The 26497-nt window shown below is 71.0% G+C and carries 16 protein-coding genes; 10 read left to right on the top strand and 6 right to left on the bottom strand.

Features of this window, described 5'->3' with window-relative positions; translation table 11 throughout:
- Nucleotides 1-100: 100 nt before the first annotated feature.
- From ACN28I_RS28835 to ACN28I_RS28815, 5 genes are all read left to right on the top strand, one after another.
- Nucleotides 101-694 (top strand): DUF2378 family protein, encoded by a 594-nt coding sequence (locus ACN28I_RS28835; RefSeq protein ID WP_420945136.1) that lies wholly within the window; start codon nucleotides 101-103, stop codon nucleotides 692-694.
- Between the two features lie 154 nt (nucleotides 695-848).
- The gene (locus tag ACN28I_RS28830; protein WP_420945135.1) at nucleotides 849-2759 is read left to right on the top strand and encodes an ATP-binding protein; all 1911 of its coding nucleotides are present in this window, start codon (nucleotides 849-851) and stop codon (nucleotides 2757-2759) included.
- On the top strand, nucleotides 2756-4102 hold the full coding sequence (locus tag ACN28I_RS28825) for an ATP-binding protein (RefSeq protein WP_420945134.1): 1347 nt from the start codon (nucleotides 2756-2758) through the stop codon (nucleotides 4100-4102). Before ACN28I_RS28830 ends, ACN28I_RS28825 begins: the two co-directional genes overlap by 4 nt.
- A 78-nt stretch (nucleotides 4103-4180) precedes the next feature.
- A complete protein-coding gene (locus ACN28I_RS28820; RefSeq protein ID WP_420945133.1) occupies nucleotides 4181-6346 on the top strand; it encodes a S9 family peptidase in 2166 nt (721 codons plus the stop codon).
- A gap of 12 nt (nucleotides 6347-6358) precedes the next feature.
- Entirely contained in the window at nucleotides 6359-6850 is a 492-nt protein-coding gene (locus ACN28I_RS28815) for a GNAT family N-acetyltransferase (RefSeq protein ID WP_420945132.1), read from the top strand.
- Here the strand turns inward: ACN28I_RS28815 and ACN28I_RS28810 are convergent.
- The gene (locus ACN28I_RS28810; protein ID WP_420945131.1) at nucleotides 6847-10293 is read right to left on the bottom strand and encodes a tetratricopeptide repeat protein; all 3447 of its coding nucleotides are present in this window, start codon (nucleotides 10291-10293) and stop codon (nucleotides 6847-6849) included. The genes ACN28I_RS28815 and ACN28I_RS28810 overlap by 4 nt on opposite strands.
- Before the next feature lie 182 nt (nucleotides 10294-10475).
- Between ACN28I_RS28810 and ACN28I_RS28805 the strand changes: the two genes are divergently transcribed.
- Together ACN28I_RS28805 and ACN28I_RS28800 are read left to right on the top strand one after the other, a co-directional pair.
- Complete coding sequence (locus ACN28I_RS28805; protein WP_420945130.1) at nucleotides 10476-11000, top strand: hypothetical protein; 525 nt, start codon at nucleotides 10476-10478, stop codon at nucleotides 10998-11000.
- 197 nt (nucleotides 11001-11197) lie between these two features.
- On the top strand, nucleotides 11198-13822 hold the full coding sequence (locus tag ACN28I_RS28800; RefSeq protein ID WP_420945129.1) for a DUF6851 domain-containing protein: 2625 nt from the start codon (nucleotides 11198-11200) through the stop codon (nucleotides 13820-13822).
- 309 nt (nucleotides 13823-14131) lie between these two features.
- Here ACN28I_RS28800 and ACN28I_RS28795 read toward each other — a convergent pair whose 3' ends face one another.
- Entirely contained in the window at nucleotides 14132-14587 is a 456-nt protein-coding gene (locus ACN28I_RS28795; RefSeq protein WP_420945128.1) for a hypothetical protein, read from the bottom strand.
- Between the two features lie 242 nt (nucleotides 14588-14829).
- Here ACN28I_RS28795 and ACN28I_RS28790 point away from each other — a divergent pair, with 242 nt between their 5' ends.
- Nucleotides 14830-16944, top strand: coding sequence for an alkaline phosphatase D family protein (locus ACN28I_RS28790; RefSeq protein WP_420945127.1), 2115 nt, complete (start codon nucleotides 14830-14832; stop codon nucleotides 16942-16944).
- Here the strand turns inward: ACN28I_RS28790 and ACN28I_RS28785 are convergent.
- On the bottom strand, nucleotides 16857-21065 hold the full coding sequence (locus ACN28I_RS28785; RefSeq protein WP_420945126.1) for an AAA family ATPase: 4209 nt from the start codon (nucleotides 21063-21065) through the stop codon (nucleotides 16857-16859). The two genes, ACN28I_RS28790 and ACN28I_RS28785, sit on opposite strands and share 88 nt — an antisense overlap.
- 346 nt (nucleotides 21066-21411) lie before the next feature.
- On the opposite strand from ACN28I_RS28785, the gene ACN28I_RS28780 reads away from it, so the two are divergent.
- Nucleotides 21412-22506, top strand: coding sequence for a glucose 1-dehydrogenase (locus ACN28I_RS28780; RefSeq protein ID WP_420945125.1), 1095 nt, complete (start codon nucleotides 21412-21414; stop codon nucleotides 22504-22506).
- Nucleotides 22507-22526: 20 nt separating this feature from the next.
- Nucleotides 22527-23177, top strand: a complete 651-nt coding sequence (locus ACN28I_RS28775) for a cyclase family protein (protein WP_420945124.1) — start codon at nucleotides 22527-22529, stop codon at nucleotides 23175-23177.
- Between the two features lie 36 nt (nucleotides 23178-23213).
- Here the strand turns inward: ACN28I_RS28775 and ACN28I_RS28770 are convergent, their stop codons facing one another.
- From ACN28I_RS28770 to ACN28I_RS28760, 3 genes are all read right to left on the bottom strand, one after another.
- Nucleotides 23214-23798: a GIY-YIG nuclease family protein gene (locus tag ACN28I_RS28770; RefSeq protein WP_420945123.1), complete on the bottom strand. Its 585-nt coding sequence runs from the start codon at nucleotides 23796-23798 to the stop codon at nucleotides 23214-23216.
- The gene (locus tag ACN28I_RS28765) at nucleotides 23795-24514 is read right to left on the bottom strand and encodes a hypothetical protein (protein ID WP_420945122.1); all 720 of its coding nucleotides are present in this window, start codon (nucleotides 24512-24514) and stop codon (nucleotides 23795-23797) included. The genes ACN28I_RS28770 and ACN28I_RS28765 overlap by 4 nt, the downstream gene beginning before the upstream one ends.
- 226 nt (nucleotides 24515-24740) lie before the next feature.
- Complete coding sequence (locus tag ACN28I_RS28760; protein ID WP_420945121.1) at nucleotides 24741-26165, bottom strand: reverse transcriptase family protein; 1425 nt, start codon at nucleotides 26163-26165, stop codon at nucleotides 24741-24743.
- Nucleotides 26166-26497: the final 332 nt, after the last annotated feature.

The raw sequence follows: 26497 nt of genomic DNA, 5'->3' as shown, positions 1-26497 counted from the left end.
CACCAGCCATCACTGCCTTGCCCGGCTGATCGCCTCCAGGCTGGGGAAAGAGGGAGCGCGTTCCTAATTTTGCCGTGTGATTGTCACGGGAGCGTGGGGCATGCAGGGGCTCGAGGGGTCGCGGGAGCTGGGGGCAGGGCGTCCAGCGACGCAGCGTCGGTTGGTGTTCGAGCACACGGTCGAAGGGCTCTTCCGCTTCTCCCTGCGCAGCCGCCTGTCTTCCCAGGCGTGGAATGGCCTGCGCGCGGTGGGCATCGACTTGTCCAAGCCCCTGCTGCCGGCCTACTCGGACGAGACGTGGAGGCGGGCGCTGGAGCTCACCGTGGTGGACCTCTACCCGCTGCTGCCGCGCGAGGAGGGGTGGCGGCGGCTGGGGCAGGAGGTGGTCCACGGCATGGTGCACACGGTGCTCGGCCGCGCCATGGTGGGCGTGGCCCGGCTGCTGGGGCCGCTGCGCTCGCTGCGCCGGTTGAACAACACGCTGCGCAGCGCGGACAACTATGTGGAGTCGCGCCTCACCGAGCTGTCGCCCACCTCGTGCGAGGTGTGGATCAACGAGGTGATGGGCCAGCCCAGCTACTACCAGGGGATTGTGGAGGCGTGCATCGCCCTGGCGGGGGGCCAGCGGGCGCGGGCGCGGGTGGTGGCGCGCGAGGGGACGGGCGCGCGGCTTCACGTGGAGTGGGAGGAGTAGACGGCCCGGGGTCTGAGGTGAAGTCTACCCACGTGGGTAGCAGGGGACTCGGCGAGCGGATACTTCCAGTCTCGCGGCTCTTGCCTCACACCTGCGGGGTTCACCGGGTTTCAGGCATACTCGCGCGGCCGGGGCAGGGGAGAACCGCCCGTTCATGTCGAGCATGTCCACCAGGGTCGCGCGAGCGCAGGGAGTCAGAGGGCTGGAGCCGTCGGGGCAGGGCCTCGTGCGGCCCGGCATGACGGCCCGGTTGCTGGCGTGGCTGGACGGTTTCCTCTCCGAGTCGCTGCGCCAGGGGCCCGCCGAGGAGCTCGGCCGCGGCCGGGTGATGGTGGGCGCCAACGTGGTGCTGGTGCTGTGCTCGCTGGTGTACCTCGTCTACGTGGCCCGGAGCGCCCTGCCGGCGGAGATGGGCGGGGTGGGCGCGGTATGCGGGGTGGGCTTCATCACCTCGCTGGTGTTGCTGCGCCGCGGCGGCTCCTCGCGGATTCCGGGGATGTTGCTGTGCGGGATGCTGCTGGGGGGCCTGATGGCCGCCGGGCTGCGCATGAGGGATCCCCACGTGGGCACGCACGCCACCTGCATGCTCATCCCCATCCTGTCCGTCTATCTGCTGGGGCCGCGGCCGGGCTTCTTCTTCGCGGCGCTCGGCGCGCTGGGCGTGGGCGTGGTGCTGCCGCTGTGGCACGCGATGGACGCCGGCCTGTGGGCCCGCTCCCTGTTCGCCGCGACCTTCATGCTGGGCGCCTGGGCGCTGAGCTGGCTGATTCTGGCCGCGAGGGATCAGGCCAACCTGGGGATGGTGCGGGCGCTGCGCTCGCTGCGCGAGAACGAGGGCAAGCTGACGAGCTTGTTGGAGAACACCGAGGACATCGTGTGCTCGGTGGACGCGGACGGCCGGCTCATCGCGGCCAACCCGGCGCTGGAGGAGATGTACCGGGAGCTCATCGGCGCGGAGCTGGCGCCGGGGGATTTCCTCTTTCCGGAGCGCGCGCCGGAGCGGCTGCGCCGGCGCTGGCAGGAGTGCGCCGTGCAGGTGCTGGCCGGCAAGCGGGTGCGCTTCGAGGCCTCGCCCTCGCGGCTCAAGCGGCCGCGGGTGCTGGACATCTCGCTCAACCCGGTGTTCGACCCGACGGGCACCCGCGTGGTGGGGATGACCGTCTTCGGGCGAGACATCACGGACCGCAAGGAGGCCGAGGCGCGGCTGGGCGAGATGCACCGCAGCCTGCTGGACGTGTCGCGCCAGGCGGGCATGGCGGAGATGGCCACCGGCGTGTTGCACAACGTGGGCAACGCGCTCAACAGCGTCAACGTGTCCGTCAACCTGCTGGCCGAGCGGCTGCACCAGTCGCGGCTGCCGGGCCTGAAGAAGGCCATGGACCTGATGGCCTCGCACGCGGCCGACCTGGGGGCCTTCCTCACGGCGGATGGCCGGGGCAGGCAGCTTCCGTCCTACCTGCAGGCGCTCGCGTCGCAGTTGCTGGGGGAGCGCGAGGAGTTGCTGGACGAGGTGCGCACGTTGCAGAAGAGCGTGGAGCACATCAAGTCCGTGGTGAGCATGCAGCAGGAGCACGCGCGCTTCTCCGGCGTGGTGGAGCGGCTGGAGCTGACGGCGCTGTTGGATGATGCGCTGCGGCTGCAGGCCGTGTCCTTCGAGCGCCTGGGCATCCAGGTGAAGCGCGAGTACACCGAGGGGCTGCTGGTGAAGGTGGACCGGCACAAGCTGTTGCAGATTCTGCTCAACCTGCTGAGCAACGCGCGCCAGGCGCTGGTGGAGAGCGGGCGGGCGGACAAGCAGCTCACCATCCGCGTGGAGCGCATGGCCGCCGAGCGGCTGCGCATCGCGGTGCAGGACAACGGGGTGGGGATTTCCCCCGAGGAAGCGCCCCGCCTCTTCACCCAGGGTTTCACCACCAAGAAGGACGGACACGGGTTCGGCCTTCACATCAGCGCACTGGCGGCGGCGGAGATGGACGCGTTCCTCTCCTGCACGAGCGAAGGCCGCGGCCAGGGTGCTACCTTCACCATTGATTTGCCCATCTCGGGCGAGGAGAGCAGGGCATGAGCGCCGCCACCGCACCCAACCGCCGCATCCTGGTGGTGGATGACAACCAGGCGATCCACCAGGACTTCCGCAAGATTCTCTGTGCCGCTCCGGCGAGCACCGCCTTGGATGCCATGGAGGCCGCGCTGTTCGGCGGGCCCTCGGCGGCCCCCGTGGACACGGGCTTCGAGGTGGACTCGGCCTACCAGGGCGAGGAGGGTCTGGCGAAGGTGAAGGCCGCGGTGGCCGAGGGGCGGCCGTACGCGCTGGCCTTCGTGGACATCCGCATGCCCCCGGGCATCGACGGCGTGGAGACGGTGCAGCGGGTGTGGAAGGAGGATCCGGACCTGCAGGTGGTGCTCTGCTCGGCCTACTCCGACTACTCGTGGGAGGAGATGACGCAGCGGCTGGGCATCAGCCAGCGGCTGCTGATCCTGCGCAAGCCCTTCGACAACATCGAGGTGCGGCAGCTCGCGCACGCGCTCACCGAGAAGTGGGAGCTGCTGCGCCAGAGCCACCGGCGGCTGGAGGACCTGACGCACGAGGTGGAGGAGTGGACGCGCGAGCTGTCGGTGGCCAACGAGCGGCTGCGCAAGGAGATGGAGGACCGGGCGAAGCTGGAGCTGCGGCTGGTGCAGGCCCAGCGGCTGGAGGCGCTCGGGCGGCTGTCGGCGGGGCTGGCGCATGAAATCAACAACCCGCTGAGCGTCATCATGGCCAGCGTGGGTTTCATCCGCTCGGAGCTGGACGATCAGGCCAAGGGCGGCCACCAGGCGGACCCCAAGGAGCTGAGCGAGGTGTGCTCGGACGCGCTGCTGGGGGCGGACCGGATCCTGCGCCTCGTGAACGACTTCCGGCTCTTCTCCAAGCTGGATGGGGTGCCGCAGGCGTGGGTGGACCTGCGCGAGGTGTTGGACCACGCGCTGTCCGGGGCCAGCTACATCCTGGGGCCCAAGACGCAGGTGGTGCGCGACTTCCAGGACGTGCCGCCCGTGTGGGGCAGCGAGCAGGGCCTGGAGCAGGTGTTCCTCGGGCTGCTGAACAACGCCGGGCACGCCCTGAAGAACGCCGCGGAGCCGCGGGTGACCGTCATCGCCCGCCAGCGCGAGGACGGCGGGGTGGTGGTGGAGATCCGCGACAACGGCGTGGGCATCGCCAAGGAGAACCTGACGCGCATCTTCGATCCCTTCTTCACCACCAAGGCGCCGGGAGAGGGGACGGGCCTGGGCCTCTCCATCTGCTACGGCGTGGTGTCGGGACTGGGCGGGGCCATCGAGGTGGACAGCGCGCCGGGACAGGGCGCCACCTTCCGGGTGAAGCTGCCCAAGGCTCCGGAGAACGTGGCCTCGGCGAGCAGCCCGTAGTCCCTTCCCAAGCGCCCCGGAGTTGGGCTACCCCGGCGAGGTGCTCCGCCTCGCGCGGGGCTCCACTCCGGGGGTTTCATGCATTCCACGCGTCTCTTGTCGCTGTGTCTGGCCGTGCTGCTCGCGCACGTGGCCTGCTCCACCACGCCACCCGCGCCGGCCGTTGCGCCCGCGCCCGCGGAAGTGGCCGCCGCGCCCGCTCCCGTGCCCTCGGAGCCGGTGCCGCCGGTGGCCCGGCGCGTGCCCCACCCCGTCGCCTTCCACGGGGACACCTTCCAGGATGACTACTTCTGGCTGCGCGAGAAGGAGAGCCCCGAGGTGCGCACGTACCTCGAGGCCGAGGCCGCCTACACCGCCGGGCGGATGAAGCCCACCGAGGCCCTGCAGGCCCGGCTGTACGGGGAGATGCTCGGCCGCATCCAGCAGACGGACCTCAGCGTGCCCTACCGCAAGGGCGGCTACCTCTATTACTCGCGCACCGAGGAGGGGAAGCAGTACCCCATCCTCTGCCGGAAGAAGGCAAGCCAGGAGGCGCCCGAGGAGGTGATGCTGGACCTCAACGTGCTCGCCGAGGGGCAGCCGTACCTCGGGCTGGGGGATGCCGAGGTGAGCGATGACGGCCACCTGCTGGCGTACTCGCTGGACACGACGGGCTTCCGCCAGTTCACCCTCCAGGTGAAGGACCTGCGCACGGGCCAGGTGGACGCGGCGCGCATGGAGAAGGTGACGTCGGTGGCGTGGGCCGCGGACAACCGCACCCTCTTCTACGTGACGGAGGACTCGGCCAAGCGGGCCTCGAAGCTGTGGCGGCACACGCCCGGCACCCCGGACGTGCTCGTGTACGAGGAGAAGGACGAGCGCTTCAGCGTGTACGTCCAGCGCTCGCGCTCGGGGGAGTACCTCCTGGCCCACTCGGGCAGCCTGACCACGAGCGAGGTGCGCGTGTGGCCTGCCCGCAAGCCCACGGCGGCCCTGGCGGTGGTGGCGCCGCGCGAGCAGGAGCACCTCTACAACGTGGAGCACCGGGGGGACCTGTTCTACATCCGCACCAACTCGGGGGGCCGCAACTTCCGCGTCGTCACCGCGCCGGTGAAGTCGCCGGGCCGCGCGAACTGGAAGGAGCTCATCCCCCACCGCGACACGGTGCTGCTCGAGTACCTCTCCGTCTTCAAGGACCACCTGGTGCTCTTCGAGCGCGAGGCCGGGCTGCAGCAGATCTCCATGCTCGACCTGAAGACGCGCGCCACGCACCGGATGGCCTTCCCCGAGCAGGTGTACGCCGTCTACCCGGAGATGAACGAGGAGTGGGACACGAAGTTGCTGCGCATCAGCTACCAGTCGCCCCTCACCGCGCCGTCCGTCTTCGACTACGACATGGGCAGCCGGGAGCGGAAGCTGCTCAAGCAGCGCGAGGTGCTGGGCGGCTATGACCCTTCGCGCTACCAGACGGAGCGGGTGATGGTGGAGGCGAAGGACGGGGTGAAGGTGCCGGTGAACCTCGTCTACCGCAAGGGGCTGAAGAAGGACGGGAGCGCGCCGCTGCTGCTCAAGGGGTACGGCGCCTATGGGGCCTCGGCCTTCCTGGGCTTCAACTCCAACGACGTGTCGTTGCTGGACCGGGGGATGGTGCTGGCCACCGCGCAGATTCGCGGCGGGAGCGACCTGGGCAAGCCCTGGCACGACGGCGGCCGCATGCGCAACAAGATGAACACCTTCACGGACTTCATCGCCTCGGCCGAGGGGCTCATCGCCCAGGGCTACACCTCGAAGGAGCGGCTGGCCATCCAGGGCGTGAGCGCGGGCGGCCTGCTGATGGGCGCGGTGATGAACCTGCGGCCGGATCTCTTCAAGGTGGTGCTGGCGCACGTGCCCTTCGTGGACGTGCTCAACACCATGTCCGACGCGAGCCTGCCGCTCACCGTGGGCGAGTTCGAGGAGTGGGGCAACCCCCAGGTGAAGGAGGACTACGCGTACATGCGGCAGTACTGCCCCTATACCAACGTCACCGCGAAGGCCTACCCGGCGCTGCTGGTGAAGACGAGCTTCAACGACAGCCAGGTGATGTACTGGGAGCCGGCCAAGTGGGTGGCGAAGCTGCGCGCGTTGAAGACGGACACGAATCCGTTGCTGTTCCACATCAACATGAACGCCGGGCACAGCGGCGCGTCGGGGCGGTATGACCGGTTGAAGGAAGTGGCCTTCGACCAGGCCTTCCTCCTCACGCAGCTCGGCGTGGAGCCGTAGGGAGAACCCGCCATGTCCATCACCATCCGGCCCGCCCGGGCCGAGGACGGCCCCGCGCTGGGACGCATGGGTGGGGCGCTCGTCCGCCTGCATCATTCCTATGACGCCCAGCGCTTCATGGCCCCCGCGGAGGACGTGGAGTCCGGCTACCAGTGGTGGCTGACCCGGGAGCTGAAGCGCCAGGGCGCGGTGGTGCTGGTGGCGGAGGGGGACGGCGCGGTGGTGGGCTACGTCTACGCCACCGTGGAAGGCCGTGACTGGAACGCGTTGCTCGATGCGCACGGCGAGCTGCACGACGTCTGGGTGGAGGAATCCGCGCGCGGAAGTGGCGTGGCGGGGCTGCTCCTGGAGGATCTGGTGCGGCGGCTGCGGGCGCGGGGCGTGCCTCGCATCATCTTGATGTCCGCGTCGAAGAACGAGGCGGCGCAGCGGCTCTTCGCGAAGCATGGCTGGCGCCCCACCATGGTGGAGATGACGCGCGAGGTGGAGGACTCCGAGGATTAGGGAGGAGGCGCCCCCTGGGAGCCGGACGCGGGCAAGCGCAGGGGCGTCTCCCGGCCCAGGGTGAGGAAGGGGGCCCAGTAGTGGGGGTGGGGCTGGGTCCGCCGCAACTCGAGCATCGCCTCGCGCAACGCCGTGGCACGGCCCTGCCCCGCGAGCAGGTGGCGGTAGTAGGCCTCCATCAACGTGCGGGTCGTCCCGTCGTTCACCTTCCAGAGGCTCATGACGACGGTCTCCGCGCCCGCCACGAGGAAGGCCCGGCGCAGCCCGTACACGCCCTGGCCGAGCCGGACGTCGCCTCGCCCCGTATCGCACGCGGAGAGGACGACGAGCTGGGTGCCCCACAGGTCGAGGCCCTCCAGCTCCAGCGCCGTCACCAGGGAGCTTTCGGCCAGCAGCCGCGTGGAGCCGGAGGAAGCCGGGGCACTCGCCCCCGCCAGGACGAGGCCGGAGCGCAGCAGGGGGTCCGGAGGGCTCGGGGCCCGCGGGTTCTCGCCCAGCGCACCGAAGTGGCCCACGCCGCGGGCGTCCGGAAGTGGGGGCGCCGCGTCCTCGAGGAAGAAGCCATGGGTGGCCAGGTGGAGGATGCCAGGTGGAGGCAGTCGCAGCAGCCGCTCCTTGGTGGCCTCGGGGCCCAGGAAGAGCTGGGCCTGGGGGAGCAGGCGCTGGATGGCCTCGGCCTCCTGGCGGGTGCCCGGCAGCGGGACGGTGGCCCAGGTGCGTTGCGTCAGGTCCGCGCTCAGGGTGGAGAAGAAGCGGTCGGTGGCCATGGAGCGCGAGGCCTGGGATGCGGGGCGTGCGGGGAGGGGGGTGCTGAAGTCCGGGTCCGCGAGGACGACCACGGAGCCAGGGGGCGCGCTCTCCTGGGGGCGTGGCAGCAGGTGCTTGCCGGAAGGGAGGTAGGTGAAGTCGAAGGTGTCCACGAGGAAGCGCTGGCCATCGTGCAGCGCGGCGAAGGGCACCAGGGCGAGCTGGCCATCCGGCGAGAGGAAGAGGCGGCGTGTCGTGCCCAGCAGCGGGAGCAGGGGTTGGAAGGCGAGCTGGTGGAGCGCCTCGGCGGAGGCCTGGACGCTGGCGTCACGGTTGGCCAGGGCGTCGCGCAGCCGCGAGACGGCGGCGTCGATGGGCCCGGCGGGTCCCAGGTCCCGGTAGCGGATGGTGGCGTCCGGGAAGAGCACCAGCGCCAGGTAGCGCAGCGAGCCGGGGCGTTGGGTTCCGGGCGTGCCGGGCCCGGGGACGAGCGGGCGGTCCACATACGCGATGAGCTCGACGAGGGCCGCGTCCCCGGGCAGGGCCGTGGCGACCCGGTCGACGATCTCCGCGGGAGGCGGCAGGGTGGCCAGCGCGCGCAGGGGAGCGGAGCGCTGGGCCAGGTCGGCTTCGAGGGCGGTGCCCTGCGCGGCGAGCTCCTCGAGACGCCGCTGGTGGTCGGCGGGTGGAAGCGGACCGGGGCCCTGGAGTGAGAGCTGGGCGAGCTGGGTGCGCAATCGCCGCAGCCGCTCGAAGGTCTCCCGGTCCCGCGCGCTCAGGCTCCGGTAGATGGTCCGGGAGATGTCGGAGCTCTCCCCGACGGAGCGGCCCTTGAGGAGGAGCGCGGCACCGAGGGCCAGACGTCTGACGCCGGCATCGTCCGGGTGGGCGCGCAGCAGGGCGTAGAGCCGCTCCTCGTCGGCGCGGAGGAACTGGAGGAAGCTGGCCAGGCGCGCTTCGGAGAAGCCGAGCGACTCCTGGCGAAGGCGCCGCTCGGACAAGGTGAAGGCGCGCGTGAGCAGCGGCAGGGCCTCTGCGGGGCGGCGCTGGGCCAGATGAACCACGCCGAGGTCGTTGAGCGTTTCCGCGAGGCTGGGATGGTTTCCGCCGAAAACCGCACCCTGAATGGCCAGCGCGCGCTCGTGAAGCGGCCTGGCCCGGCCGTACCTCCCCTGGGCCGAGTAGAAGCGGGCCAGGTGGTTGATCGTTTCAGCGACCTCGGGATGGTTCCCGCCGAGGGCCGCTTCCTGAATGGCCAGCGCGCGCCGCAGGAGTGGCTCGGCACGAGCGTACGCCCCCAGGGCCACGTAGAGGTTGCCGAGGCGGCGGAGCGTCGTGGCGATGTAGGGATGGTTCCTGCCGAGGGCCGCTTCCCGGATGGCCAGCGCGCGCAGCAGGAGTGGCTCGGCACGAGCGTACAGTCCCTGGGCCACGTAGAGGGTGCCGAGGTCGAGGAGCGCGGTGGCGACGAAGCGGTTGTCCTCGCCGAAGGCTGCTTTGCGGATGGCCAGGGCGCGCGAGAAGAGCGGCTCGGCCCGCGCATACAACCCCTGGGCCACGTAGAGGTTGCCGAGGTCGAGGAGCACGTCGGCGATGAGGGGATGGTTCTCGCCCAGGGCCGGTTCCCGAATGCGCACCGCGCGCAGCAGGAGTGGCTCGGCCAGGCCATACGAGCCCTGGGCGAAGTAGAAGTAGCCGAGCCAGCCGATCGGGTCGGCGACGAGGGGATGGTCCTTGCCGAGCGTCGCTTCCCGAAGGGCCACCGCGCGCTGGAAGAGCGGCTCGAAAGGAGCGTTCGGATCGCTGGCCAGGGAGAGATAGGCGAGTTGCAGGAGCGAGGTGGCGACGTCGGGAGGGTTCTTGCCGAGGGCTGCTTGCCGGATGGCCAGCGCGCGCTCGTAGAGCGGCTGGGCACGCGCGTTCAACCCCTGGGCCACGTAGATGTTGGCGAGGTAGCCGAGCGGATCGGCGACGAGAGGATGGTCCTTGTCGAGGGACGCTTCCCGGATGGCCAGCGTGCGCAGCAGGAGTGGCTCGGCACGCGCGAGCAATCCTTGGAGATCGTAGAACCAGGCGAGGTCCTGGAGTGTTCGAGCCACCTCCAGATGGTCCTTGCCGAGGGACGCTTCCCGGATGGCCAGCGCGCGCTCGTAGAGCGGCTCGGCCCGCGCGTACAATCTCTGGGACATGTAGAGGTTGGCGAGGTGGTGGAGCGGCTCGGCGACGAGGAGATGGTCCTTGCCGAGGGATGCTTCCCGGATGGCCAGCGCGCGCGAGAAGAGCGGTTCGGCCCGGCTGTACAACGCCTGGTCCGCGAGGAGTCTGCCCAGATGGAGGAGCGTCCGGGCGGCATCCGGGTGGTCCTTGCCGAGGGCCGCTTCCCAGATGGCCAGTGCGCGCGAGAAGAGCGGCTCGGCCCGGACAGGGTTGCCCTGGAGCAGGTGGTGAAGACCGAGCTGGTCCAGACTCCGGGCGACGTCGGGATGGGTGCCCCCGAGCACGGCCTCGTGCAGCGCCACCGCCTGCTCGCCCTTCGCCACGGCGTCCGCATACTGGCCCGCGTCCCAGAGCGTGTGTGCTTCGTCGAAAGCCGTCCGCGCCTGCCGCAGCCGCGCGTCTGGTTTCTCCTCCGCGACCGCCACGCCCGCCGCACAGCACAACACCACGGCCATCATCATCCCGCGAATCCGTTGCATGTCGGCTCCTGGGCCCCCTCCCGGTGAGGATATCCCGGTGTCGACGCGCGGGCTCGTGGGGGGGCGCGCCCGGGAGGGATTCGGGAACCAGGCAGGCTCGCGAGCGGAGCGGGCGGCTCCTTGGCCAGACGCCGGATCGCCTATGCTCCCGTGCCGTGTGGTTCCGTGGCCTGGGAGACCTCTTGCGCGACACCTTCAGCTCCTCGCCTCCTCGTGTGGCACCGGTCTTCTCCGGCCCCCGCGCCGTCCTGCTCGCCCTGGGACTGTGGCTGGCGGGGTGCGGCGTGGGCGAGTCACCCCCGCCCGCACCGCCCCCGCGCCTCGAAGTGGGGACGGGACGCCATTTCACGGTGCTCGGTGAAGGCGCCACGCTCGAGCTGGTCCGCGGCTCCCAGGGCAGCCAGCATGTCTTCGTGTCCCTGCGGGCCTGGGACCTCACGCCGCTGACCGCCCGGGTGACGCTGTCCCTGGCGCGCACGGAGGATGGGCTGCGGGTGTCGTCCCCCTATGAAGTCCGGCTGCCCTTTGAAGCGGCCACGACGCCGGATGCGCCGGCCGAGCTGGAGGGGCTGCTGCTGGTGGTGCCCGATCCTTCTCCGGCCCTGGGCCGCGAAGTGCGCCTGACGGCCTCCATCGAGACGCAGTCCGGCGAGCGCGCCACCGACACCCGTTCCGCTACGCTCCAGTGGGGCGCCACGTCCCCCTGAGCCAGTGGAAGGAAGGCCTGTCAGGAGTGCTCCCGCGGGAACGCACGGGCGCCTTCCGGCCGCGCGGCGTGCCAACTGGTCCAACAATCGGACCAGTTGCTCCCCCTCGCGGCCGGAACCTCCCCCCCTGACAGGCCTTACCTCTCCTGGCTTAGGTTGCTGAGCCACTTGAACCCCGCCGTACGCAGGAGCCCCCCATGCCGCAGCACCCCTTCACCTCCTTCGAGCCACGGGTCCGCGCGCGCGGCGGCTGGCTGCTGACGCTGCTGCTCGGCGCCCTGCTGGCGGGATGCCCGGAGCCGGTTCCTCCGGAGCCGGTGCCCTGGACCCGCGTGGCGCAGTCGAGGCCCGAGGCCCTGCTCGCGGTGACGGGCCGCTCGAGCTCGGACGTGTGGGCGGTGGGCGCGGACCGGGGCCGCGGGCCCGCGGTGCTGCACTATGACGGGACGGCCTGGCGGGAGCTGGCCACCGGCCAGCGCGGGGACCTGTGGTGGGTGCACGCCTTCGAGAATGGCCCGGTGATGATGGCCGGCGGGAACGCCACCCTCCTGCGCTACGAGGACGGCGTCTTCACCCGCATGCGCACGCCGGGCCTGGCGCGCCACACGGTGTACGGCGTGTGGGGCCCGAGCCCGGAGGACGTGTACGCCGTGGGCAGCGTGTCCGGCCAGAGTGGCTTCATCTGGCACTACGACGGCACGCAGTGGAGCGAGGTGGCGCTGCCGTATGACGAGCTGCCGCGCACGGCCGATGGAGACATTCCCGGCTTCTTCAAGGTGTGGGGCACGGGCGGGGACGTGTACGTGGTGGGTGCGCAGGGCGTGGTGCTGCGCTCGCGCGCGGGTGCGGCCTTCACGCGGATTCCCACGGACACCACGAGCCGGCTCTTCACGGTGCACGGCGCCGGGGGCGTCGTGACGGTGGTGGGCGGCGAGGGCCAGGGTGAAATCCTCGAGCTGGACGAGGCGGCCGGCCGCTTCGTGAGCCGCTCTCCCGAGGGCTGCCCGCTGCTGCAGGGCGTGTCCCTCTCCGCGGATGGCACCGGCTGGGCCACGGGCTTCCGGGGCGAGGTGTACCGGCGGCGCGCCGTGGGCCGATGGGAGCGGGTGCCACTCGGGTTGCCGCTCGAGCTGGAGTCGCTGCACGCGGCGTGGATGGACCCGGAGGGCGGTGTCTGGGCCGTGGGCGGCAACGTGCTCTCGGGCGCGCTGAACGCCGGCACGCTGCTGCACCGGGGGCCCGCGGTGGCCACGGTGCCCGCGCCGGTGGATCCGGGCCCGCCACCCGCGGCCTCGTGTCCGGCGGCGGCGGTGGATCCTCGCCCCGAGGGCTCCATCGCCCGCCGGTGGAACGAGCAGATTCTGGGCGCCATCCGCCGAGACATTCCCCGGCCGACGGTGCACGCGCGCAACCTCTACCACCTGTCCGCCGCCCTGTGGGACGTGTGGGCCGCCTATGACGCCACGGCCGATGGCGTCTTCCTGCGCGAGAAGCACACCGCCCCGGACGTGGCGGCGGCGCGCACCGAGGCGATGAGTTACGCCGCCTACCGCGTGCTCACGCACCGCTACACGAAGGCCATCGGCGGGCCCACGTCCGCGGCGTGCTTCCGCGCCTTCATGGAGAAGCTCGGGTATGCGCCGGACGCCGTGGGCACGGACGGCGACAGCCCCCGCGCGCTCGGCAACCGCGTCGCCCAGGCCATCATCGGCGCGGGCGCGGACGACGGAGCCAACGAGCAGCAGGACTACAAGGACACCACGGCCTACCAGGCGGTGAACACGCCCCTGGTGGTGGACGTGCCCGGACTGACGGTGGCGAACCCCTCGCTCTGGCAGCCGCTCAACCTCGCGGTGGCCGTCACGCAGAACGGCATCATCACCGCCTCGGGTGTGCAGGGCTACATCGGCGCGCACTGGGGCAAGGTGACGCCGTTCGCCCTGACGCGGCCCGAGGGCGGCGGGCTGTACCTGGACCCGGGTGCGCCGCCGGTGTTCGGCGCGGAGCTGCGCGCGCACGTGGTGGAGGTGCTGCGCAAGACGGCCTGGACGGGCAGCGACGAGCGGGTGGACCTGTCGCCCGGGGCCTTCGGCAACAACCCCCTGGGCACCAATGATGGCACCGGCTACCCGGTCAACCCCGTCACCGGCCAGCCGTATGCGCCGCACCTGGTGAAGCGCGGAGACTTCGCGCGCGTGCTCGCCGAGTTCTGGGCGGACGGCCCCAAGTCCGAGACGCCGCCGGGCCACTGGAACGTGCTGGCCAACAGCGTGGCGGACTCGCCCGGCTTCTCGCGGCGCCTGTTCGGCACGGGCGAGCCCGTGGACGCGCTGGAGTGGGACGTGAAGGTGTACCTGGCGCTCAACGGCGCCGTGCACGACGCGGCCATCGTCGCCTGGGAGGTGAAGCGCGTCCACGCCACCGCGCGCCCCATCACCCTCGTGCGGTACATGGGCCGCCTGGGCCAGTCGACGGACCCCGCCGGGCCGGCGTACCACCCGGAGGGCCTGCCCCTGGTGCCGGGGCTCATCGAGGTCGTCACCGCGGAGAAGCTCCGCGCCGGGGCAGCGCCACGCGCACCTGGCCCGCTTCCTCGGGCAGGTGGTGGTGAGCACCTGGCAGGGCGAGCCGGGGGACCGGATCCACGACGTGGGCGGCACCGGCTGGATGCGCGCCGTCGAGTGGATGCCCTACCAGCTCCGCACCTTCGTGACGCCCGCCTTCCCGGGCTTCATCTCCGGGCACAGCACCTTCAGCCGCGCCTCGGCCAAGGTGCTCACCGCGCTCACCGGCAGCGCGTACTTCCCCGGCGGCCTGGGTGAGTTCGTCGCCGGCCGCAACGCCTACCTCACCTTCGAGCGCGGCCCCTCCACCGACGTGCGCCTGCAATGGGCCACGTACTACGACGCGGCGGACCAGGCGGGGCAGTCCCGGCTGTGGGGCGGCATCCACGTGGCGCCGGATGACTTCGTGGGCCGCAAGCTCGGCAACAAGGTGGGCCTGTCCGCCCTCGAGCACGCGCGGCGCTTCTTCGACGGCACCGCCACTCCCTGAAAAAGCGAAGGGCCCCGGCCGGGTGACCGGGGCCCTGGGCTGTCCGGGGCGCGCCTACCGCACGCGCCCTCGGGGCACTAGCAGAAGCACACCCAGCTTCCGTCCGGCTCACGGTGCAGGTAGCACTGGGTGTAGGGATCCGGGCTGACGCAGAGCGGCGCGGCCAGGGCCTGCACGCTGCCCTTCGCGGGCGCCATGTGCGGGTACATGGTGAAGCCCTTCTCCAGCGAGGCCGGCGACGTCTGGAACTCGGCGGCCAGCTCGGGCAGCCACTTCTCCAGGTTCATCACGCGGTCGCTCGGGCAGATGACGTTGATGGCCGAGTAGTCCACGCCCGGCTCCACGCGGAAGCCGCTGCGGGTGTTGCGCAGGTCCACCACCACCTGGCCCTCGGGGGAGCTGGCCAGCAGCTCGGACACCGAGACCACGCCCTGGGTGTTGCCGGCGGGCTGCGCGGTCTCCGGGGCCTTCTCCGTACCACCACAGGCGATGAGGCCGAGGCCGAGCGCGGCCGTGACGAGGTGCTTGAGCATTCGCGTCTCCATTCCCCTCGGGGTGGGGGGTGGGTCGAAGAGGGGAAGGACTCTTATCTTTCAGGAAAGCAGGGAATTGCAAGGGTGCGCCCGTTGAATCCATGCCCGAAAGTGGACGCTCTCCGGCGCCCGCGTGGCGGACGGGAGACACGCTGCCCCGGAGTCGCAGAAGTCCGTGCGGGGGCGCTGCGTACCCTCGCGCGCTCCGGGCCCACCGCCCGGCTCGACGCGGAGGAGTCTCCTTGTCCCAGCCCCTGCACCGCCGGACCGTCCTCAAGTGCCTCGTCGCCGCCGCGGCCAGCACCGCCTTCGGCTGTTCTGACGATGAGCTGCCCGTGGAGGACGGGCGTACGTACTTCCCCCAGTCCGTGGCCTCGGGAGACCCCCGTGTCACCAGCGTGGTGCTGTGGACGCGCATGGTGGACCCCGAGCGCCCGGAGGCCGACGTCGCGCTCACCCTGGTGGTCGCCCGGGACGAGAACTTCCAGCAGCGCGTCCTGGAGCAGGCCGGGCTCGTCGCCAGGGCCGCGCATGGCCACGCCCTCAAGGTGAAGGTGACGCGCCTCGAGCCGAGGACGCGCTACTACTACCGCTTCATCCTCGAGAAGGACGGCCAGCGCCTGGGCTCGCCAGTGGGCCGCACGCGCACCGCCGCCGCCTCCGGCACGAATGCGCCCGTGCGCTTCGCCGTGGCCAACTGCCAGGACTTCCGCGGGCGCTACTACAACTCCTGGCACCGCCTGCTGCAGCTCGACGAGGATCTCGACTTCGTCCTCTTCGTCGGCGACTACGTCTACGAGTCCGACTCCTCGCTCGTGCCCTCGCCGGACCCCGCGCGCGAGGTGCGCTTCTCCGACCCCGGCTCCGCCCTGACGCGAGACGTGGGCGGGGGGCGCACGGAGCTCGTCGCGCAGTCGGTGTCCAACTACCGCGATCTCTACCGCACCTACCGCTCGGACCCCTTCCTCCAGCAGGTGCACGAGCGCTACCCGTTCATCGTCGTCTGGGATGACCACGAATTCTCCAACGACTGCTGGGACGCGCACGCCACGTACACCGACGGGCGCACCGAGGAGTTCCAGCCCGAGCGGCGGCGCAACGCGGAGCTCGCCTTCTTCGAGTACATGCCGCTGGACACCACGGACTCGCCCGCGGGCGCCATCGACGTGGAGGACGTGCCCCGCTACCCGGACACGCGCATCTGGCGGGACTTCGTCTTCGGCAAGCACCTGCGGCTGCTCGTCACCGACTACCGCACCCACCGGCCGGATCACCTCATCCCCGAGGACGCCTACCCCGCCACGGTGGCCATGGACGCGGCGGTGCTGGCCGGCCTGGGCGCCACCGCGGCCTTCGCGGCGGACGCCTTCGCCTACGTGCCCATCGAGGAGTTCCCCGCGCAGCAGGCCGTGCTGCGGGGCGCGTACGTGCAGCTCGCGGTGGGGGCGGGGCTGAGCGTGGCGGACGCGTCGGCGCGGGCCGAGGCGGCCGTGCGGGGCAACCTCGCGCTGGCCTACGTCAACCCGGTGCTGGTGGCGGCGGCGCAGCCGGGAGCGGGGCCCATCGAGCCCACGGGAAAGCCCCGGGGGCTGGCCTTCGTGCACATGGGGAAGCAGGAGCTCTTCTCCAGCATTGGCGCGCGCAACGTGGTCATCAAGGACACCTTCGACGTGTATGCCGCGTGGCGGTACGCCACCTCCGGCCGCGAGGCCCAGGACGCGCTCGGCGAGCCCCAGGAGGCGTGGCTGCTGGAGACGGCCCAGGGCCCGCAGACGTGGAAGGTGGTGGCGAGCTCGGTGTCCACGACGTCGATGATCTGGGACTTGAGGGCGAAGCCGGACGTGGAGCCGCCCACGGTGCGCAACCGCTACTACTTCAGCGTGGACCAGTGGGACGGCTTCCCCGACAAGCGGCGCGAGCTGTTGACGGCGCTGCGGGACGGCACCGGCGGCCACACGCTCTTCGTCGCGGGGGACATCCACGCGGCCTTCGCCTCGGCGGAGCACGGGGTGCCGTGCCTCACCGCGCCCTCCATTGCCTCCACGGCGGTGCAGGAGGAGGCGGGAGAGGCGGTGGAGGCCGCGGGTTTCCCTCCCGGCTCGGCCGTCTACCGCTACGTCGTCACCGAGCAGGAGGCCACCTTCCGCGAGGGCAACCCGGGCATCGCCTTCGTGGACACGGACGCGCACGGCTTCACGGTGGTGGAGGTGGGCCCCGAGGAGGTGCGGGCCGCGTACCACCTCATTCCCAGCACCGAGGTGCGGGTGGACTACGGGGCGCGGCCCGAGGAGCTCGCGGCGCGCTTCTCCCGCGGCGACTTCCGGGTGAGGCCCGGCGGCACCATCGACGCGGGGTGAGGGCCCGGAGGCGGGCGCTTCAGCCGGCGGAGGCCTTCGCGGGAGCGGGCAACCGCGGCTGCTCCAGGGCGTCGAGCGCCCGCAGGGAGCCCGTCGCGTCCAGGTGCTCGAAGATGTGGCGGGCCCGGGCGAGGTGGAGCTCCCGGGCACCGCCGGGCGCGGAGGTGCGGGCCAGCTCGTAGTGGGCGAGCCCCTCGTCGGTGGGCATGCGCCAGGTGCTGGCGAGCTCGAGGGCGCGCTGCCACAACACCTGGGCTCGCCCGGTACGGCCCTCCAGCCAGGCGTACGTGCCCTCGAGACGGGCGGTGCGGCTGCGCGCGGTGGGCTGGAGCCGGCTCGTCTTGCGCAGCACCCGGAGGGCCGCGGTGGCCAGCGCCCGGGGCTCGGCGTCTCCGGTGCCGCGCGCCTCCTCCCAGAGCCTCCAGGCACGCCTGCGCCAGCGAGGTGAGGGACGTCAGGTCGGACCACATGAGGAGGGGGCGCTTGCGCAGCAGGCGCAGGGCCTCGCGCGCGTGGAGGAGCACCCGGTCGGGCTCTCCCTGCCGCCGCGCCACGAGCGCCGCGTTGCAGCGGAAGCGCAGCACGTTGGTGGGGTCCGCCAGGCCGAGCAGCATCTCCGCCTCGCGCAGCCGCTCCGCCGCCTCGTCCAGCCGGGCGAGCTGCAACAGCGTGGGCGTCATCTCCGTGAGGGCCCACATCACGTTGGTGACATTGGAGACCTCGTTCGCCTCGCGCAGCATGGACTCGCGCACGTACTGGGCGGCCACCGGCTCGCGCGCCATCTCCAGCCCCATGCCCAGCACCTCCAGGCCGGTGCACAGGGTGAAGTGGTCATGGAGCCGGCGGGCCGTGGCGATGCCCTGCTCGGCCAGACGCAGGCCCTCCTCCCAGCGCCCGAAGGTCAGGTGCCAGGCGCCCTCGACGATGTCGGTATGCGGGCTGCGCGCGTCCGCCGGGACGCTGGCGCGGCGGAAGTAGCGGTGCGCCAGCGCGTCCATCCGGCCCAGGCCCGCCATGTACCCCAGCGAGTTGTAGGCCACGGTGGCGGTGGAGAAGTCGCGCGCCGCCTCGGCGAGGTTCACCGCGACGAAGTTGGCGGTGAAGTGCTCCAGCAGCCGGTCCGCGTAGAAGGTCTGCACGGAGAGGGTGCTGAAGATGCTCGCGGCCAGGGTGAGCCGCTCGCGCTCCGCCTCCGAGCGCGGCGCCGGCAGCCAGCGCCCCAGCAGCATGCGCCCGGCGTGCCGCACCACCTCCCACGCCAGCCGGCCGCTCCACCCCAGGCGCGTGCCGGGCCGCGTCTGCCCCAGCAGGAGCAGGGCGCTGTCACAGTGGCGCAGGCTGTGCTCCGTCTCGCCCAGCGCGTGGTACGCGGCGCCGAGCCGCACGGTCCAGCGGGCCTTGCGCAGCCCGTCCACCGGCTCGGTGCCGCTGGCGGCCATTTCCAGGGCCCGCTTGAGCAGGGCCACGGTCTCCGCGTGCGCCCCCCGCGAGACGGCGGCCTCCGCGGCCCGCTCCAGGTGCTCCAGCGCGCGCTCGGGCTGCTCGGCCATCCGCCAGTGGTGCGCCAGCAGCGGCTGGAGCTGCTCGCCCCGCTCCTCCTGCTCGCGCTCGTGCAGCAGCGCCACGGCGCGGTGCAGCTCCCGGCGCTGGGAGAAGGCCATCAGGTGGTAGGCCGCCTCCTGGATGAGCACGTGCTTGAAGGCATACACCGGGCCCGAGCCGGACTCCTCGCGCTGCACCAGGTCCAACCGCTCCAGCTCGGCGAGCTGCTGGGGCAGGGTGGGCCGGTCCGCCTCCACCGGGTGCACGGCGTGCAGCAGCTCGAAGGAGAAGGCGCGGCCGAGCACGCTGGCCACCTTCAAGGTGAGCTGCTGTTGCTGGGTGAGCCGGTCGATGCGGCTGGTGATGAGGCCCTGGATGGTGCCGGGCAGCTCCAGCGCCATCTTCTCCACGGAGCGCGCCGCCAGCCGGCACTCGCCGCGCTCGATGACGAGGTAGCGGGCATCGCGCAGGGCACACGCGAGCTCCTCGCTGAAGAGGGGGTGGCCCTCGGCGCGGTCGCGGATGAAGGTGGCCGCCTGGGCGGGGAGGGTCCGCACGCCGAGCCGCTGGCGCACCAGGGCGAGCACGTCCTCGTAGGACATGCGCCCCAGGGGCAGGTACTCCGTGCCGGGCGAGTCGCGAAGCTGGCGGTACTCGGCGGGGGCCGGCTCTCCCGGGAGGCGGGTGGAGATGACGAGCAGCAGCCGCTTCACCCGCCGCTGCACGGCGAGCGCGAGCTCCCACGAGGCGGAGTCCATCCAGTGCGCGTCGTCGAGCACCACCAGCCGGGGACGCTCGTGGGCGCAGTCGTCGAGCAGTTGCACCAGCAGCTCGCGGGTGGTGGCGCCGCGCAGGGCGGCCGTGAGGTGACGCACCCCCTCGTTCTCCGGCACCTCGACGGGGAGCACGCCGTTGAGCAGCGGGGCCCACGTCTCCTGCTCGGGCCAGGCGCTCAGCCGCTCCAGGAGGCGCGCGGTGCGGGCGGCATCGTCCGGCAACCCCTCGAGCCCCAGCAGGCGCGAGAGCACCGGACGCCACGCATGCCAGACGGGAGAGCCCTCCACCGCGGTGCCCAGGCCCACGGCGGTGGACAGTCCCGCGGCCCGGGCCCGCTCGAGCAGCTCGCCCACCAGCACGGACTTGCCGATACCGGCCTCGCCCTCGAGGAGCACGGTGCCGCCCACGCCCCGCTCGGCCAGCGCCCGCACCGCCGAGGCGAGCTTCGCGCGCTCCTCCTGCCGGCCCACGAGCCGGGGGCCCTGTGCGGCGGGAGCGCCCGTGCTCTCGGCGCCCTGCTCGGGGCGGAACACCGGCACCGGGTGCGTAATCCCTTTCATCTTCAGGGGCGCGAGGGTTTCGAAGCGCAGCCGCGAGGAGGCCAGCCGCAGCGTGGTGGCATCACACAGCACGTCATCCGCCGCGGCCTGCATCAGCCGCGCGGCGAGGTTCACCGTGTGGCCCACCATGACGTACTCGCGCCGGGTGGTGCCGCCCGTGGTGCCGCAGAAGACGCGCCCGGTGGCCAGGCCCAGGCGGTACGGCACGCCCTGCGCCTTCAGCGCGCCGCGCAAGTCGAGGGCCGTCTGCGCCGCGCGTGCCGCGTCGTCCTCGTGCGAGAGCGGCGGCAGTCCGAAGGCCGCCACCATGACGACGCCCTTGTCGTCCACCACCACCTGGTTGGCGCTGCCCCCGTAGCGGAAGAGGACGGACTGGAGGGTGCTCAGCGCGCGTTGCAGCTCCTCGGGCCGCTGACCGGAGGCGAAGCCGGGAGCGCCCAGGTTGATGAACATCACCGTGACGGTGCGGAACTCGGACAGCCACTGGCCGTGCCCGGCCTCCAGCCGGTGCGTCACCACGCGCGGCAGGTAGGAGCACAGCGCGGGCTCCAGCGTCGGCGGCACCGACTCGAAGGGGCGCACCTCCGGCAGCGGCACGGGCTCCATCCCCAGGAGCTTCCAGCCCGCGGTGCCCCGGGGCTCGCCCTGGGCGCCCTTCAGCAACGGCCATGCGCGGGGGCCGAGGATGATCTCCCCCGGCAGTGCCGCGTTCTGCGCCTGGGCCATCTCCAGCAGCGGCTCGCCCGAGGCGATGAAGTCCCAGCGGCCCTTCTCGCCGCCCACGTCGGACAGCTGCACCGTCCCGGCGCCGATGCCCACCTTGAGCCGCAGCCGCACGCCGTCCACGGGCTCGCTGCCGTCGATGAGGGACTGGGCGGCCCGGGCGCTCTGGGCCGCCAGTCGCACCGCGCGAGCCAGTCCCCCGTCCGGCTCCGCGGGCCACAGCGCCACCACCGCGTCCCCGGCGAAGCGCAGCACGTCCCCGCCATGGGCGAGGAGGGTGTCGATGAGCCGGGAGAAGAAGGCGTCGAGGATGCCGCGCAGCCGCTCGGCGCCGGAGGGGCCGCTGTTCTCCAGGGTCTCGGCCACGGCGGTGAAGCCCGTCAGGTCGGCGAAGAGCACCGCGCCCTGCTGCTCACTGCGGGCGCCCGCGCGCGGACGCGAGGTGTCCTCCTGGAGAGCGCGCACCAGGGAAGCAGGCAGGAACGCCGCCAGTGCGTGCAGCCGCGAAGGGAAATTCATGCCGGGACACCGCCGGCGGGAGAGGGGGGAATCCCGGGGCGGAAGTGAGCCCATTCGTAGCAGATGGTTGTGGCGCCAGCCACCCTGGAAGCCGGCTCCCAGAGGGGGCAAGCAGGCGAGCGGGACCGTGCCGTGCGGGGGCTCCGTGCGGCTTCGATTCCTGGCGAGAGGGGGATTCTCAACGGGTGGGAACTTGTCCCCCGGGACGGGGGCGGTGTTCTCCACCGGGCCGCCAGGGCTCTCGGGGTGTTGACCGGCGCGACGGAGGCCGGAGGGCGTCCTTCCTCCTGGGGAGACATCCTCCAGATTGGGAGGACATGGCACTGCAATCCCCGAAGGGCGAGGCATGAAGGCCGTCGCGGTATTTCCGAAGGAGCGGGTGCTGCGCGTCATCGACGACGCGCCGGAGCCGCGCATCGAGAAGCCCACGCAGGTGCGGGTGAAGACACTCGAGGTGGGCCTGTGCGGGACGGACCAGGAGATCGCCCGGTTCCAGTACGGCACGCCGCCCGATGGGGAGAAGTACCTCATCCTCGGCCACGAGGCGCTCGGCGAGGTGGTGGAGGTGGGAGAAGGGGTGAAGGGCCTGGCGCCGGGAGACCTCGTGGTGCCGCGCGTGCGCAGGCCGTGCCCGAAGGCGGAGTGCCGGCCCTGCCTGGAGGGCCGCCCGGACTTCTGCCTCACCGGCGCGTACACCGAGCGCGGCATCCAGAAGGCGCACGGCTTCATGGCCGAGCGGTTCGTGGAGGATGTGGCCTGGCTGCACCGCGTGCCGCGGAGCCTGCGCGAGGTGGCCGTCCTCACCGAGCCCCTCACCATCGGCGAGAAGGCACTCAAGGAGTTGGAGCACATCCAGGCGCGGCTGCCGTGGGGGCGCGAGGGCAGGAAGCTGCACGCGGTGGTGCTGGGGGCGGGGCCGGTGGGCCTCTTGGGCGCGATGGCGCTGCGGCGCGCGGGCTTCACCACGACGGTGTACTCGTACTCGCGTCCGCCGGATGAGCGGAGCGCCCTGGTCGACAGGATGGGCGGCCGCTACTTCTCCTCGCAGGACGTGACCCCGGGGGAGCTGGAGGCGAGGGCCGGAGCGGTGGATGTCGTGTACGAGGCGACGGGGGCCTCGAAGTTCTCCTTCGATGTGCTCGGTGCACTGGGGCCCAACGGCATCTTCATCTTCACGGGCGTGCCCGGCCGCAAGGAGCCGCTGCAGTTGGAGGGCGGCACGCTGATGAAGTCGCTGGTGCTCAAGAACCAGGTGGTGCTCGGCACCGTCAACGCGGGACCGGATGCCTTCGACGCGGCGCTCGCGGATCTGCAGGCGTTCACCGAGCGCTGGCCCGGAGCGCTCCAGAGTCTCATCACCACGCGCTACCCGCCCGAGGCCGTGCCCGAGGTGCTGACCGGGAAGAGCGGCGGAATCAAACGCATCGTCCATTTCGACTGAAGAGGGAGGGCGCACCGATCATGTCCCATTCCACGCCCTGGCTGGATGTCTCGATTCCCCTGTCGTCCGCGATGCCGCACTACCCGGGAGACCCGGTCCCGGACATCAAACGCGTGAGCTTGCTGGAGAAGGGTGCGGACGCGAATGTGACGCACCTGTCCGTGAGCGCGCACGCGGGGACGCACGTGGATGCGCCGGTGCACTTCTTCTCGGGGAGGGCGGGCATCGACCAGATACCGCTCGACGCCACCATGGGCCGAGCGCGTGTCGTGCACCTGAAGGGGGACGGGCCGGTGAGCGCGGACGCACTGAGGGCGCATGACCCGAGGCCCGGGGAGCGGCTCCTCTTGCGCACGCGCAACTCGGATCGGCGTTGGTGGGAGCTGCCCTTCCAGGAGTCCTTCGCCGGGCTGAACCAGGAGGCCGCGGCCTTCCTCGCCGAGCGCCGCGTGGGATGCGTGGGGGTGGATTACCTCTCGGTGGCGGGCTTCCACGAGGACAGCCCCGGGGTGCACCGCACGCTGCTCGACGCGGGCATCTGGATCATCGAGGGGCTCTACCTCGGCGAGGCGGCCCCGGGGGACTATGAGCTGGTGTGTCTGCCTTTGCGCGTCGCGGGCGCGGACGGCGCCCCGGCGCGTGCGCTCCTGCGCCCGTGGACGCGGGGATGACGCCTACGCCTCGCGGACACGGCGCCCGCAGCGGATTCATGGTGCGCTGCGGGTCCGCTCGCGAGCAGGGAGGGGACTGGAGCTTCGTGCCAGAAGCCGATGTTCCGTTCGAAGGTTTGACAGTGTCTCGTGGAATGGGTGCTGGGAGTTGCCTTCGAGGTTCAAGGGCAGGTTCAACTCGCGGAAAAGCTCTTTCTCGCTCGTTCGTGGCTGCTCAGCCTCGACGAACACCACACGTGCATGTGTCGCCATCCATGAGGAGAGCTTCCTCTCCCCTTCATCCAAGGCGAACGTGAGCCGCTTGCCAGAGCCGCTCGCACGTCGAAGCTGGATATCGAGCTCGCTCGAAAGGAGGCAGCCGAGACTCAATCTCAGCGTTGAGCCACAGGCATTGCCAGTGAAGTGGGTGCTGATGCGCCGTTGCAGTGTTTGTGCGCTGGACGCGATGCCAACGTAGGTAAGCGACCATCCTTCGATCGTGTGACAGGCCGAGATTGGCACACGCTTCGGAAGCCCTTGGAAATACCAGCCGTAGATGCCGGGCTTTTTTGGCAGGACCTGTTGCTCCCGCAGCTCAGGCCAGCTCCAAAGCCTGTCAGGATTGAGGAGCCATTGATTCATGGCAGGTCGCTTTGTTCGATGGGGATGATTTCCGCCTCATCATCGAGTACGGCGCTGCCCTGGTAGGCGATCCAGTAGGGGGAACAATCCGTCGTCGGTCGGCCCTGCGTGGTGTGTCCGCCATGGTGATGCGCCAGAAGTGCCGTCCCTCTTTGCGTGAAGCGCAGCATCTGGAGTTGATGTACCTGCCGGTGCATGGGGGGCCGGTAGATGGTCCTTCGGACACGGCTGTGGGCCAAGTCGACGAGCAGGTCACAATCGTGGAGTTCGGATGCGGGCTCTTTGAGCACCCGATTCCCGAAAAAGGGCCCATTGGCGGTGGTGCTGCTTCCGGTGAATTCACCGCATACAAAGAAGGCAGCAGTCAAACCGCCTCCGACGTTCGACTTTCGATGAACCAGGTCTGTGTGGCTCCGGAGAACCTCAAGGGTATCGATGGAATCGCCACAGCAGAAAAGCCGCTGCTCCAACTGGCGGTTGTCCGCTCCGAAGGCGATGGTTGCCCTGGAGGGGTGCACACGGATGACATCGTCGATGCCGCTCGCGGGAAATGGCTCTGCTCGCGTCCAGGCCAGCTCGCCTTCTCCGTCACGAAATCTGTGTGCATCGAAGCCGAAGAATCCTCCCGGGTATACCCAGAAGGATTCCATGTGTCCCGGCAGCAACCTGCCCAGCTTTTTCCCAATTGCGCGCATAAGGTGAATCCGATTGGTCACCTGAGGCGAGTAGGTTTCGTTTACGGACACGAGGTGAACAGCCAGTCCTGCCGCTTGCGGAGTACTCTTCCGGCCACCTTTGCCCAAGAACGCGCGTGCTACCCAGGCCAAAGGCCTTGGTGGCTTGGTGCTCCCGTTATGAGCTGTGGACTTGGTATTTCCTGTGCGGCTTGAGGGCTGTTTGGGGCTGGCCACGGGTTCAACACCTCTTGATGGACAGAGCGTATTACACTCGCTGCTTCTCCAGCGCGCTGAGGCGCTCGAGGAAGGCGCGGCCCTTGGCCGGGTCCGTCATGTGGATGAAGGCGGCCATGCCCTTGAGCTGCTCGAGCGTCTCGCCCTCCTTGCCCGGCTTGCCCTTCTCCCGGTTGTGCAGCGCCGCTCGGAGCTGACGCACCACCTCGCGAGGCACCCGCGCTCCGGGCTGCCCCTTGGCGGCCTCGTTCACCACCAGCCCCGTCACCACCTGGCGGTTGCCCGGACGCATCACCCGCGTCTTGTCCGGGTGCACCCGGAAGCCCTCCGCCTCCAGCACCTTCTCCACCCGGGCGATCAGCACCGCCACCGGTGCCTCCGTCTTCCCCCGGCTCTTCTTCCAGGAGAACGTCATGTCGTCCGCATAGCGCGTGTACGCGAAGCCCAGCCGCCTCGACAGCGCCGACAGCCGCTTGTCCAGCCGCAGGCACAGCGCGTTCGTAATGCCCGGGGACGTCGGAGCTCCCTGCGGCAGCGCGCGCGGCCCCTTCGCCACGTAGAGCGTCTTGCCGCGGAACTGCACCACCTCGCGCGGAGCCTCCGTGGCCATCAGCGCGAGCAGCGTCGCCGTGCTCTCCGCCAGCCCGCCCTTGCGCAACAGGCCCTTCACCCGCTGCCACGTCACCGAGGGGAAGAAGTCCTTGATGTCCATCTTCACCACCACGTCCGCGCCCTTGTGCGCCAGCGCGTTGGTGACGATGGAGCGCCCCGCCACGAAGCCGTGCGCCGCCCCGTGCACCGGCAGCCGCTCGACGACGTTCGCGAGCACCCAGCGCTGCGCCTCCTTCAGCTCCTTCTTCGGCGAGGTGATGGTCCGCTTCCCACCGTCCCGCTTGGGAATCTCCCAGCTCCGGTAGTGCGTCCCCGTGTCCACCTCGCGGTGGTAGGAGAACCAGCGCAGCCGCGACACGCTCAGCCCCAGCGCCTTCGCCAGCTTCTGCGCCGACTCCAGCTCCGGCAGCCCGTTGGCCTTGGCCCGCTCCTCGCGGTCCTTGAGGTCGAACTTGTCCGGGCCCCCCGTCTCCTCCCAGTGCACCCCCGCGCCGAGGTGGTTGATGTGCGCGGTGCGCCACGCCTCCCACGCCAGACGCTGGAGCGCGCGGCGCTCGGCGGCCTCGGCCTTCTTCTTCTCCTTCCAGGCCGTCTTCTCCTTCTCGGAGAGTCCGCTCGGGTCCTCGTGCTCGGGCGAGAGCCCCTTGGCCTTCAGCTCGGCGTCGACCCACGCCTCTTGGCCGCCGGCCTCTTCAATGGCCTTCCAACGGGCCAGCCGGGCCTGCTCCTCGCGCTGGCTCACCTCGCGCTGGGCCACCACGTTGGCGGAGGCGGGCGCGGGAGCGGGGGCGGGCACCACGACGGGGGCCGCGGCGGGGACGAACGTCTCGAGCTTCGCGGTCATCACAGCACCTCGTTGATGCGAGGAGGCGTCAGGAGGGGGGACGGGGCGGCGCGAGCGGTCGAGAGAGGCCTGGAATCACCACATGCTCACCTGGGGCACGGTAGCCTCACCGGCTCTCCCCGGTACAGGGGCCTAGGCCCCTTGGGGAAACGGCGGTTGCGTCGTTGGCTCCGCTCCCCGAGGGGCCTAGGCCCCTGTACCGGGAGAGAGCCAAGAACAGGCTACCTTGCGGAGAGTGTCCTGCATTGCTTCCAGAGCGGCGCAGCGCCGCTCCCGCGCTCGAGGCGCGAAGGCTGATGCTTTCCAGACCTCTCTCGACCACTCGCGCTACC

This window comes from Archangium gephyra, from assembly GCF_049060025.1.
In the GTDB taxonomy this organism is placed as follows: Bacteria; Myxococcota; Myxococcia; order Myxococcales; family Myxococcaceae; genus Archangium; species Archangium gephyra_A.
This window is presented reverse-complemented; position numbering and strand designations above follow the sequence as displayed.